This is a genomic window from Pseudomonas sp. G166 (assembly GCF_037027455.2).
Lineage (GTDB): Bacteria > Pseudomonadota > Gammaproteobacteria > Pseudomonadales > Pseudomonadaceae > Aquipseudomonas.
Genome location: NZ_CP146985.1, coordinates 3028300 through 3041373, shown reverse-complemented (window position 1 = coordinate 3041373; position 13074 = coordinate 3028300). Strand labels below are relative to the sequence as shown.

General features: G+C 62.4%; 4 protein-coding genes and 1 pseudogene (1 of these 5 only partly in view). 1 reads left to right on the top strand and 4 read right to left on the bottom strand.

Features of this window, described 5'->3' with window-relative positions:
• Positions 1-30 precede the first annotated feature (30 nt).
• On the bottom strand, positions 31-1461 hold the full coding sequence (locus tag SGN16_RS13245; protein WP_210644699.1) for an efflux transporter outer membrane subunit: 1431 nt from the start codon (positions 1459-1461) through the stop codon (positions 31-33).
• Positions 1462-1759: 298 nt separating this feature from the next.
• On the opposite strand from SGN16_RS13245, the gene SGN16_RS13240 reads away from it, so the two are divergent.
• Positions 1760-3100 carry a diaminobutyrate--2-oxoglutarate transaminase family protein gene (locus SGN16_RS13240; RefSeq protein WP_210644697.1) on the top strand — a complete coding sequence of 447 codons (1341 nt, stop codon included), beginning with the start codon at positions 1760-1762 and terminating at the stop codon, positions 3098-3100.
• Positions 3101-3182: 82 nt separating this feature from the next.
• Here the strand turns inward: SGN16_RS13240 and SGN16_RS13235 are convergent, their stop codons facing one another.
• The 3 genes and pseudogenes from SGN16_RS13235 to SGN16_RS13225 form a co-directional block, all read right to left on the bottom strand.
• On the bottom strand, positions 3183-5144 hold the full coding sequence (locus SGN16_RS13235; protein WP_210644695.1) for a MacB family efflux pump subunit: 1962 nt from the start codon (positions 5142-5144) through the stop codon (positions 3183-3185).
• Positions 5145-5146: 2 nt separating this feature from the next.
• Positions 5147-6298: a macrolide transporter subunit MacA gene (gene macA / locus SGN16_RS13230; RefSeq protein WP_210644693.1), complete on the bottom strand. Its 1152-nt coding sequence runs from the start codon at positions 6296-6298 to the stop codon at positions 5147-5149.
• 78 nt (positions 6299-6376) lie between these two features.
• A pseudogene (locus SGN16_RS13225) lies at positions 6377-13074 on the bottom strand (non-ribosomal peptide synthase/polyketide synthase) (its annotated part continues 24106 nt past the right edge of the window); the annotation flags it as partial.

The following is a 13074-nucleotide window of genomic DNA, read 5'->3' as shown; positions in this document are numbered from 1 at the left end:
TCGCCAACGCGAATCTGCCTGACCTCGACCTCACGCGCCCTCTCCACTCAATGCCCGGCTCCGCGCCAATGGTTGACTGGCTTGCCAGCCGCCCCCCAGCGCCTTGTACAGGGCGATCCAGTAGCGCACTTGATTCTGCTGCAGGGTGATCAATTCAATCTCGGCGGTCAGCGCCTGGCGGCGTGCGGTTTCCCGGTCCAACAAGCTGACGTTGCCGGCCTGCCAATTGCGGTCGATGGCCTCGAAGGACTCACGAAAGCCGGCCGTGGAGCGCTCCACATCCGCCTCCCGTCGACGTGCCGCATCGAGGCGCACCAGCGCCTGCTCCACTTCCATCACGCTGGTGCGCAGCGTCTGGCGATAGACTGCGAGGGCTGCGTCATAAGAAGCCTTGGCACCGTCGACCGCCGCGCGGCGCTTGCCACCATCGAACAGCGGAATCGACAACACCGGGCCCAGCGACCAGGAACGGTTGCGCTGACCGACCATGGTGCCCACGGAAAAAGTCCCGGAAAGGCTCAGGCTCGGCAGCCGATCCGCCTGGGCCACGCCGATCTCGGCATTGGCCGCAGCCAACTCGCGCTCACTGGAGGCAAGGTCCGGGCGTTGACGCACGAGTTCGGCCGGTATCTGTTGCACGTTAAGCTCGGCCGGTTGAGGCAGTTGCGCCGGAGTGTGGCCGAGCACCTCCAGCAGTTGCCCTTCATCACTGCCGGTCAGCGCCACCAGGCTTTTGAGCAGCACCTGGCATTCACTCTGCTGCTGGACCAGTGTCGCGACGCTGCTGGCAGCGCTGGCATCGGCCAGGGCCGCGTCAGCCGAGGACGTGAAGCCTGCCCCGAACGACTGGCGAGTGATACGCGCGGTGTCCTGTTGTGACTGGGCCTGGTCCCCATAAGCCAGCACCAGCTTCTGGCAACCGCGGTATTGCACGTAGTAGTCGCCGACCTGGGCCGCCAGCGAAACACGCGCGTCATGCCAATCATCCACCCGCGCTTGGACACGGGACTTTGCCGCTTCATTGTTGCGGCGCAACTTGCCGAACAGATCGAGCTCCCAGGCTGCATCCATCGTTGCCGAAGAGCCTGAACCACCCAGGCGTTCAGAGCCGGTCTGCTGCCCGCCACGACCACCGGACAATCTGCCGTCGATTTTCGGCAAGGCATCCGCAGCATCACTGGCAGCGGTTGCCCGGGCCAGCGAGATATTGGCCCAGGCCTGGTCCATGGATGGGCTATCGGCTTCGGCCAGGCGCAACAGTTTGGCCAACGCCGGGTCATCGAACTGCTGCCACCAGTCGGCCAACGCGGCCATGGAGGCGCCATGGGGCAGCGGCGCTTGCCATTTGGCCGCGACCGGGACGTCTGGCACTCGATAGTCAGGGCCCAATACGCAGCCACTCAAGGCCACCGCACACAGTGTCACCAGCAATACGTTTTCTGGAGGCTTGAAGACATGCATAGGGTTCTCTATGGGGTGACAAAGGTGAAGAACAGCAAGGCACCCGGCACCGCCACAGCTCAGGGAGTTGGCAGATGATTGACGATGGCTTGACGAGGCTCGTGTGGCAGGTATTTAACCCCGTGCCGGATTGGGTGTCTGGCGTGGAAAACGGGGACAGGTGCCGGCAAGAAAACTCGCGATAAAGACAGGGGCCTGTTGAAATGACCTGGACCTGCCAAGTACAGACCGCACCCGCTGTCGAGCATGAATGACAGCCCCGCTCGGTTCACTTTCCATAGCCAATGGATGATCGAATATGGAAGCACTCAGTTACCTCGAAAACGTCGAGTCGAACGCACGCACCTATGCGCAGACTTTCCAGCGACTGTTCGTCAGCGGCAAAGGCATGCGCATCAAGGACGCCAGCGGCCAAGAGTTCCTCGACTGCCTGTCGAACGCCGGGACACTGGCCCTCGGGCACAACCCGCCGCAAGTCCGGGACGCCGTGATGCAGTTTCTGGGCAGCGATCACTTGCAACAGGCACTGGACCTGGCCACACCGGCCAAGCATGCGTTCGTGCAGGAGCTGTTCTCGATGCTGCCGGCGAAAATGCGCGACACCAGCAAGATTCTTTTCTGCGGCCCCAGTGGCTCGGATGCGGTCGAGGCGGCCATCAAGTTGGCGCGCCACTACACCAAGCGCTCGCCATTGATGGCCTTCCACGGCGGTTATCACGGGATGACGGCCGGTGCACTGTCGGCGATGGGCAAGCTGTCTCCCAAGACCGGTGACGGCCTGATTGCCCAGGGCACACACTTTCTGCCGTTTCCCTACCGGTTTCGCTGTCCGTTCGGCACCGATGGCGAGCACACCGACCAACTGTCCATCGACTACATCCGCACCGTCCTGTCGGACCCCGAAGGCGGCGTTGCCAAGCCGGCGGCGGTTATCGTCGAGGTGGTACAAGGTGAAGGCGGTTGCATCCCGGCTTCGGCCAACTGGCTGCGCGCCCTGCGGGAAATCACCCTGGAACAGGACATCTTGCTGATCGTCGATGAGGTCCAGACCGGCCTCGGCCGCACCGGCAGCACGTTCGCCATTGAACACGCGGGTATCGTGCCCGACATTCTGGTGCTGTCAAAAGCCATCGGCGGCGGTTATCCATTGGCGGTGATCGTGTATGCCGATTATCTCGACACCTGGGGCCCCGGCATGCATGCGGGTACTTTCCGTGGCAACCAGGTGGCGATGGTCGCCGGTGCTGCAACCATGCAGCAAATCCGCGAAGACAACCTCGTCGCCCATGCCGCCCGGATGGGGCAGAAGTTGGAGCACGGCCTGGAGCAAATCGCCCAACGCTTTCCATGCATCGGCGATATCCGCGGTCGCGGCTTGATGATCGGCGTGGAAATCACTCAACCGGGCACCAACCAGCGCGCCGGCCAGGCTGACGGTGTTCGTGCCCACGCCATCAAGCTCAACTGCTTCGACAACGGGTTGATGATGGAGACCGGCGGACGCCATGGCGCAGTGCTCAGGTTCCTGCCCCCCCTGACCATCACAGAGGCTGAGGTCGGCATGGTCCTGGAGCGCTTCGAACACTCGGTGAAGAAAGTCGGCGAGACACGCTCGCAGGCGGCCCGCGTAGCGGTATAAGAGGCCAGGTATTGACCTTTGTGGCGGGGGTTTATCCCCTCGCCACAGGGGGATGTGCCTGGTTCAAGTCATGCAGCCCAGGTCAATCGCGCGCCAACGCATTGATCGGATCGAGCCGCGCGGCATTACGCGCAGGCACAAAGCCGAACACGATCCCAATCAGTGTGGAACAGATGACAGCAGTGACGATCGATCCCATTGAGAACACCATCTGCCATTCCTTGACGAAGATCGAAAAGACGTAGCCGATCCCAAACGACAAGGCGATGCCAATCGTGCCCCCCATCAGACACACCATCACCGCCTCCACCAGAAACTGCTGGCGTATGTCGGACTGGCGAGCACCGACAGCGATGCGAATACCGATCTCGCGGGTACGTTCGGTCACCGAGACGAGCATGATGTTCATCACCCCGATCCCGCCCACCACCAGCGAAATGATCGCAATCAACGAGAGCAGCAGCGCCAGTGATTGGCTGGTCTTCTGCACCGTTTGCATCACGCTGTCGAGGTTGTAGGTGAAGAAGTCCTTGATGCCATGGCGCTGCTCCAGGAGCTTGACCACGTTGTCTTCCACTAATTTGCTCGGTTGCCCGTCCTTTATCCGAACCGTGATGCTGTCCAGGAAGCGCTGGCCCAGCAACCGGCCGGCCGCGGTTTCATAGGGCATCCAGATATTCAGGTTCTTGCTGGTGTTGAAGACGCTTTTGCGGTCTTCGGTCACGCCGATGACCGTGCACGGCAAGTTGTCGACCAGAATCACCTTGCCCAATGGGTCTGTGTGCGAGCCAAACAGGCGCTTGCTCGTATTGTGGTCGATCACCACCACTTGCGACTGCCGGCGGGCATCGTCCTTGCTGAACGCCACACCCGAGCCGATCTTGATTCCGCGAACCTGGAAATAGCTCGCGCTCACACCGTTGACGGTCGCATTGACGTCGATGTTTTCATAACGCAGCAACAGGTTTCGCCCCAGGTTCGGGGTGGCGCTGTCGATGTAATACTGGTCGCTCAGGGCGGTCACATCGGACAACACCAGCGTTTCGATAGCGGTCGAGCGACTGTCCCCCCAGTCGGCGCCAGGCATGATCTCGATCGTGTTGCTGCCGATCGCTTCGATGTCTTTCAGGACATATTGCTTGACCCCTTCACCGATGGCCACGATCGACACCACGGAGGTGATGCCGATAATGATGCCCAACATGGTCAGCAGGGTTCGCATCCGGTGCGAGATCAACGCCACCCAGGCCATGTTGAACGCTTCGCTGAACAGCCCGAAACGGGCGAGCAGACCGTTGGTGGGCTTGACCTTGGCCAGACGCATGTCTTGTTCCGGCAAGTCTTGCAGCGGCCTCTGCGGATTGGGGCGATCACTGACGATCTCGCCGTCGCGGATCTCGATGATGCGCTGGGCGTGAGCCGCCACTTTCTCGTCATGGGTCACGATGATGACCGTATGCCCTGCCGCGTTGAGTTCCAGGAGGATCTTCATCACCTCCTTGCCGCTGGTGGTGTCCAGCGCCCCGGTGGGTTCGTCCGCCAGAATGATCTCGCCGCCGTTCATCAGGGCCCGGGCAATACTCACCCGCTGCTGTTGGCCACCGGAGAGTTGGCTGGGCCGGTTGCTCAGGTGCCCTACCAGTCCCAGACGTCCCAACAACTCCCCGGCACGCGTGTGCCGTTGCTTCTCTGCCGCGCCAGCGTAAATGGCCGGCATCTCGACGTTGTGCAAGGCACTCAGGTGCGGCAGCAAATGGTAACGCTGGAAAATGAAACCGAAGTGGTCACGCCGCAGTACCGCCAGCTCATGATCGTCCATCGAGCCGGTTTCGCGCCCGTCCACCTTGTAGCTGCCGGAACTCGGATGGTCGAGGCAGCCGAGCACGTTCATCAGTGTGGATTTGCCGGAGCCGGAAGCGCCGGTAATCGCCACGACCTCCCCGGCGTTGATCGTCAGGTTGATGTTCTTGAGCGCTATGAACTCCTTCTCGCCCGCAAGAAAACTGCGGGTAATCCCCTCGAGCTCCAACAGTGGTCGCGTCATGGTCAGGCTCCCGCCACGGCTGGGGTCGGTTCGCCGATGACGACCTTGTCACCTTCTGCCAGGCCATCCTTGATCTCGGCCCGCACGTTGTTGTTGATGCCCGTCTGCACGTTGCGCGGCTGAGCCTTGCCTTCGGCGTCCAGCACACGCACCACATAGCTGCCATCCTGGTTTTTTGCACCCAGGGCGGCGACAGGGACCGTCAATACATCCTTGGCCTTGTCCAAGACGATACGGACCTGGGCCGTCATGGAAATACGCAGGCGATGATCGGGGTTCGGCACGTCGAAGAGGCTGTTGTAGAACACCGCGGTATTTTGCTTCGGCGTCCCGGCAGTCTGGGTTTCGAGGAAGTTCTGCGGCGCCGGCTCAGTGCCCCGCAGCTTGGCGTAATAGCGCTTTTCCGATTCACCCAGGATGGTGAAGTACACCTCCTGGCCGGGAACGATGTGAATCACGTCGGCTTCCGACACCTGGGCCTTGACCGTCATGGTGTCCAGGTCGGCCAGCTTGAGCAGCACCGGTGCCAATTGCTCGGCGATCACGGTCTGGCCTTCCTGCGTCACGATCCCCACGACATAGCCATCAATCGGCGCGACGATGTGGGTGTAGGCCAGGTTGACCCGCGCGGTTTCCACCTGGATACGGGCGTCCTTTATCTGCGCATCGAGGGAGAGCAGGTTCGCCGCTTCCACCTTGTAGTTCGACTCGGCGGTCTCGTACTCCTGCTTGGAGATCGCGTCGTCCGGTTGCAGTTTTTTGTAGCGATCGTAGGTGCCCTTGGCGTCCTTGAGTTGCGCCGCCGTGGCCTGCCGCTTAGCCACTAGGTTCTCTTCATTGACCAGGGCCTGGCGTAATGAGTTTTGCGCCAGCATAGGGTCGATCTCCGCCAGCCACTGGCCCTTCTTGACCTTGTCGCCCAGTTTGACCTTGAGCGATTTCAGTTGGCCCGACACTTGGGCACCGACATCGACCTGCTTGACGCCCTGCAGCGTGCCGGATGCCAGTACCGCGTTCTCGATGTCGGTACGTTCGACCTCGGCAGTCAGGTACTCCGGTGGTTTGCCCGGCGACTGCGCACTGTAGAAAATCAGCGCGGCCACCACGACCAGTACAAGCACGATAGCGATTTTGCGAAACTTCGACTTTTCCATAAATAACCATGAGTGCGTTGATTTCAGGCCCGGCCAGTGAGGCGCCGGGGTCCATGGATGCGCGCGAAGGAAGGACGGCTAGACGCAATCACTGGCCGCCTCCTCATCGTGCATGGGAAGGCTGTCCTGCCACCAGGCTGCCAGGTTGTGTACGTGAGGGGCCTTGAGGATCGTGAAGTGGTTGCCCGGACCGTACCAGATACTGAGGTCAGGGATATGCTTGCGCCATCCTTCGATCATTTGTTCCTGCTCGCGTTTGTTACCGGCTGTGTCCAGGGTGGGATCATTGGCCAACACCAGCCGCACCGGCCCGGTGTATCGATGTTGTGGTTGATAAACCGTACGCAGGGCGGTGCCAAAAGCCCGCGCCGGCCCGCGCATCGAATCCACCGCCGAACGCTGCGGCAGCATGCCGGCACGGACCATGCCGGCATGCAGCAAACGCATCTGCGCGTTATCGTCCTGGGCACCGAACACCGTGGCATCGATACCCAGGGACTTGCCGGAAGCCAGCTGCATCGCCTCGATCAACCGGTTCAAGACCCCCGTTGCGGTATAAGGCCTGCCCACCACCCCATTGCCGCCCGGCGACTCACTGTCGATCAGCGTCAACGAGGCCACCTTGCGACCACGGGCATGCAGGCGGGCGGCCATTTCGAAAACGATCCAGCCACCGAAGGAATGGCCAAGCAGATGCACCGGGCCCTGCGGTTGCACCTTGTCGATTGCTTCGAGATAGGCCTGGGCAGCGGTTTCCACGAGGCTGAAAGGTTCGGTGCTGCCGTCCAATCCGCGAGGTTGCAACCCATGGATGGGCCAGTCCGGGCCGAAGGCATCGGTCAGGCCGATAAAGCCGGTCACGCTGTCGCCGGCACCAGGCACACAGAAAATCGGCGCCCGATCGGCGCGCCCGCCCTGGATTGTCAGCAGTGGCTGGTAGCTGTTGCGCCGGGAAGGCGCCGGGCGCGAAGCGACGGTGCGCAATGCATCGTCAATGGCCTGTCCCAAAGCCTTGACCTGTGGCAACTGCATCATCGTCTGGTGGTTGCCCGGAACCTTGACACAATGCATCTGCGCCTTGGGCAGGACAGCGTCCCAGCCCAGGTAGCCGGAATGTTCGGGCGCATCGTCCTTGCGCTCCTCGGCGACCAGCAGGTGCACCGGCACGGAGATCGGATACACCGAGTAATGGGCCAACGCATGACCGTGGGCGACTTCGCGATCCAGGTATTGCCAGAGCTGGGCCGCGCTGTAGTCCGCCAGTTCCGGCGGTAGCAGGCCTTGCTCAGCGCACCGCTGCACCAGCCCCTCGAACTCGAAGTCACTCAGTTGAACCTGCAGGCTGGCCAATTTTGTGAGGACCAGGGTGAGGTCCCCGTCGGCCACTGTCCCAGCCTTCCAGAACACCTCGCAGCGGTCGAGCAAATGACGTTTGTGCGCTTCGTCCGGCGACCAGCGGTCCCTGCCCTGGTCCACCAACCGAGGCAGGTAGCTGTCGATCAGGCCGAGGAACTCGACCTCTTCGTCCAGGCCAATGAGCTGGATGGCGATCTCGTACGCCAGCACGCCACCGAATGACCAGCCCGCCAGGCGATAAGGCCCCTTGGGCTGGACTGAACGGATGATGCCCACCAGCCGCGAAGCCAGGCACTCCATCGTGTGCAACTGTGGTTCACCCCACGCAATGGCGGGCAGGCCATAGACCGGGATATCCGGATCGATGTGCTTGCCCAGCGCCGGGAAGTAGAGATCCAGGCCGCTGAACTCATGCACCAGGAACAACGGGTTCTGCTGGCCGGTGGTGCGCACCGGCACGAACGGCTCCTTCACTTGGACCTCAGTGGTACGGTTCTGCAGCAGCGACGCCATGGACGCGACACTTTCATGCTGGAACAACTCGGCCAGTGACACCGTCAGGTTGGCTTGCGCCAGCAGCCCCACCAAGCGGATCGCCAGTAGGGAATGCCCGCCCATTTCGAAGAAGTTGTCATGGCGACCGACCTGTTGCAGGCCCAGCAAGTCTTGCCAGAGTTGCGCCAGCAAGGTTTCCACCTCGCCTTGCGGGGCTTCATAGGAACGGCTGACGACGGCGTCCTGGGCCGGTGCCGGCAGTGCCTTGCGGTCGAGCTTGCCATTGGCGGTCAGCGGCAATGCATCGAGGCGGACATAGGCGGCCGGCACCATGTAGTCGGGCAACTGCCCATGCAGGTACCCGCGCAAGTCCTCGACTGGCACCGTCTCGCCCAGCGCCTGCTGAGTAAAGTAAGCCACCAGGCGCTTCTCACCCGGGACATCTTCGCGCACCAGGATCACCGCGTCCTTGACGTGCTCGTGTTGGGCCAGTCGGGCTTCGATTTCACCCAATTCGATACGGAAACCACGGATCTTCACCTGGTCGTCGTTACGCCCCAGGTAATCCACCGTGCCGTCCGCTCGCCAACGGGCCAGATCGCCGGTGCGGTAGAGCAAGGCACCGGGGTCGGCATTGAACGGATCGGCGACGAACTTCTCGGCGGTCAGTTCTGGGCGGTTCAGATACCCTTTCGCCACGCCGTCGCCACCGATGTACAGCTCACCGGCCACGCCTATGGGCAACGGTTGCCGGTTGGCATCCAGTACATAGACACGCGTGTTACCAATCGGACGACCAATCGGAATACCGCCCTCGCCCACGGTTTTGATTTCGTGAGTGGTGGTGAACGTGGTGGCTTCGGTCGGGCCGTAGCCGTTGAGCAGATGCAGCGGCGCACCTTCCTTCAGGACGCGGCCGATCACCGCTGGATCGAGCACATCGCCGCCGACGATCAGGTAGCGCAATTGGGCGAACACCGGCATCAGCCCGGCGGCGTATTGATGGAACAGGCCGGCGGTCATCCACAACACGCTGACCGATTGCTCTTGCAGCAACGCCGCAAAACGTTCTTGTGTCAGCAACACGTCCTGATCGACCACCACCACGCAGCCGCCGTTGAGCAACGGCGCCCAGACGTCGAGGGTACTGGCGTCGAACGCCGGGTTGGAGGCAAAGGCGACGCGGTCCTCGGTGTTGAAGTCGGCGTAGCCATTGTTGATCACCAACCGGTTGATCGCCCGGTGCGGCACCAGCACACCTTTCGGAGTGCCGGTGGAGCCCGAGGTGTACATGATGTAGGCCACCGATTCGGTGCTTTGCGTCAGGTCGAGGTTATCGGCGACCTCATTGAAGCCCTCCGTATCCAGGTCCACCCGTCGCGAGGCTTCAGGCACTAGCGCCGAGCTCAACGTCAGCACGACTTGCGCGCCGCTGTCCTGCACCATGAACTGCTGACGCTCCAGAGGTGCGCCGACATCCAATGGCACGTAGACAGCAGCACACTTGAGGGTCGCCAACTGGCTGACCACCAGTTCGGTGGACCGCTCCAGTGCAATCGCCACGCGATCCCCCGGTTGCACGCCGAGGCCGACCAAATGGCGGGCCAGGCGATTGGCCCGGTGGTTCAACTCGGCGTAGGTCAAGCTGCTTTCGTTGTGCACAACCGCCGTTGCATCCGGACGGGCCAGCGCCTGGGCTTCGAACAGGCCTTGGACGGTCCTGTCCCGCGGATACCGACGCGTGGTGGCGTTGAAATCCACCAGCAATTGCCGGCGTTCGGCGGACGGCAGGATCGACAGGCTGTGCAACGGCGCCTGCGGTGCTTGCTCCAGCGCCTGCACCAGATGTTCCAGGGCAATGTTCATGTAGACACACATGCGCTGCGCGCCGATCCGCGGCAGCGCCAGTGCCGACACGCTGAAACCCTCGCCCAGGTCATCCACCGACAAGGTCAACGGATAGTTGGTGCGTTCCTCACTGCTCAGGGCCTCGATGCCCTCCCAGGCGTTCAGGGCTTCGCTCGAAACCGTCTGGCCCGCGCTGTGCCGGTAATTGAGCAAGGCACTGAACAACGGCAGCGGCGCGGCCACGCCGCTGCAACGTTGGGCCAGGGCCAGCGAAGCGTGCTCATGGCCGAGCAGACCGGTGAGGCGAGCGTGGGTGGCTTTCACCCCGTCACGCACACCCTGGCGACCGAGATCCACTCGCAGCGGCAAGGTGTTGATGAACATGCCCAGTGCCCGGTCGGCCCCATCGCCACCCTGCATCCGGCCCATCAATACGGTGCCGAACACGACGTCCTGCCTGCCGGACACCTGCCCCAGCACCTGCGCCCAAGCCAGGTGATGCAGGCTCGCGGCGCTCACACCCAATTGACGAGCCTGGGCCCGCAAACGGCGGCTCAGATCGGCAGACAGGTTCAGCCCGGCGGCTTCGATATCGCTGCCGTCGCCACGTACATCCAGCACGCCGAACGGTAATGTAGGCTCGTCCACATCGCCCAACATGTCCCGGAAGAACCCTTCGTGCTCCTCGCGACTGATGCCCAAACGGGCCTGGGCCACGTAGTTGCGGAACGGCACTGCTGTGCCCAACTGATCGGCCTGGCCTAGCAAATGCGCCTGCATCTCGTGCTGCACCACTTCCAGCGCCGTGTGATCGAGGGCCATGTGATGGAACAGCAGGATCGCGATCCAGCGCTGGTTGGCCGGGTCATGGGCGAACGCCATGCGCATCAGCGGTGCCTGGCGCACATCGAGGCTGTAGTGTCGAGGGTTGAAGCGCTCGAGCAGTTGCGCGCTGATGTCATTACTTGGCTCGAAAACACACTCTTGCAGAATCAGTTGCGCCTGGCGAAGCACCACCTGGACCGGTTCGCGCAGTCCTTCCCAGAGCACGGCGGTGCGCAGGATGTCGTGCCGATCGATGACAGCTTGCAAAGCGTCGACAAAAGCCTCCAGCCGGGTACGATCCTTGAAGTTGAACGTGGCCTGCTGCACATAGAGATCGCCCTGCTGTGAAGCCAGGTGGTGATACAGGATCCCTTCCTGCAATGGCGCCAGGGCGTAGATGTCCTGGACGTTAGCCACGCCGCCGGGCACCGTCGCGGCAATCTGATCGATCTCGTCTTGGGACAGGTCGATGAGGGGCAGCATGTCCGGCGTGATGCGTTGGCCAGCCTGGGTAATTCCGTTGTCCGGCACCACGACCTCCGTCGCACCGCCCACTGCCGCCGCCAATGCCGCCAACGTCGGCTGGCCGAACAGTACGCGGACATCGGCGCTCAAGCCCACTTGACGCATGCGCTCGATCAACGTGACCGCCAACAGCGAGTGACCGCCCAGTTCGAAGAAGTGGTCATGCCGCCCCACCCGCTCAACCTGGAGCAAATCGGCCCAAAGCTGCGCCAGCGTTGTCTCGACCGTACCTTGCGGTGCCTCGTAATCCCGGGTGATCACCGCCGAAAGATCCGGCGCTGGCAAGGCCTTGCGATCGAGCTTGCCGTTGGGGGTCAGCGGCAAGGCGTCGAGGCGCACGTAGGCGCTCGGCACCATGTATTCCGGCAGTTGCCCTTGCAGATGGGCGCGCAGGGCTTCGATATCGGCAGCGTCCTCGGCAGCGTGCGTGGTGAAATAAGCCACCAGCCTTTTCTCGCCTGACGCCTCTTCACGGGCCAGCACCACGGTTTCCTTGATACCCGCGTATTGCGCCAGCCGGGCTTCGATCTCGCCCAACTCGATGCGGAAACCACGGATCTTCACCTGGTCATCGTTGCGCCCCAGGTAGTCGATGTTGCCGTCCGGCAAGTAGCGACCCAGGTCGCCGGTTTTGTACATGCGCGCGTTCGGGGCCGTGCTGAACGGGTCCTTGAGGAACCGCTCGGCCGTCAGTTCCGCACGGTGCAGGTAACCGCGCGCCACCTGGACCCCACCGATATAAATCTCCCCGGCCACGCCCAGGGGCACCGGTTGTTGGTGGGCATCGAGCAGGTAGATCCGCGTGTTGGCGATCGGCTTGCCAATGGGCGTGCTGTCGGGTATTTCAGCCCCTGCGCAGTCCCACGCCGTCACGTCCACCGCCGCTTCGGTCGGGCCGTACAGGTTGTACAAGCCGGTCTGTGGCAGTTGCGCCTTGAAGCGCCGCACCAGATGCCCCGGCAAGGCCTCGCCGCTGCACATCACCCGCACCAAACCTTCGCACGCGTCCGCCTCGCCATGGGCCAGGAACACATCGAGCATCGACGGCACGAAGTGCAACGTGGTGATGCCTTGGGCCTGGATCACTTCGCGCAGGTAGGCCGGATCCCGGTGTCCGCCGGGACGAGCCATCACCAACCGTGCGCCGCTGAACAGCGGCCAGAAGAACTCCCACACCGACACGTCGAAGCTGAATGGGGTCTTTTGCAGCACCGCGTCCGCGGCGCTCAATTTATATTCGTCCTGCATCCACAACAGGCGGTTGACCACCGCGCCGTGCTCGTTCATCACGCCTTTGGGCTGACCAGTCGAACCCGAGGTGTAGATCACATAGGCCAGGTGATTGGCTTGCAGGCCCTCGACCTGTGGGTTGCTGATTGGCTGCGTCGAAAAGTCTTCTTCGTCGGCCGAGTCCAACAGCATGACTCGGGCAGTGGTCGCCGGCAGGCTGGTTTGCAAGGCACGCTGGGTCAGCACCACTGATGGCGCGCTGTTTTCCAGCATATAGGCCAGCCGATCGAGCGGATAATCCGGGTCGAGCGGCACATAAGCCGCACCGGATTTAAGAATACCCAGCAGGCCCGCAACCATCTCCACGCTGCGATCCACGCAGATCGCCACACGGTCGTCCGGGCGGATACCCAGCGCAATCAGACAATGGGCAATCTGGTTGGCGCGGCGATTCAGCTCTGCGTAGCTCAGTTGTGCTTCGTCAGACACCACAGCCA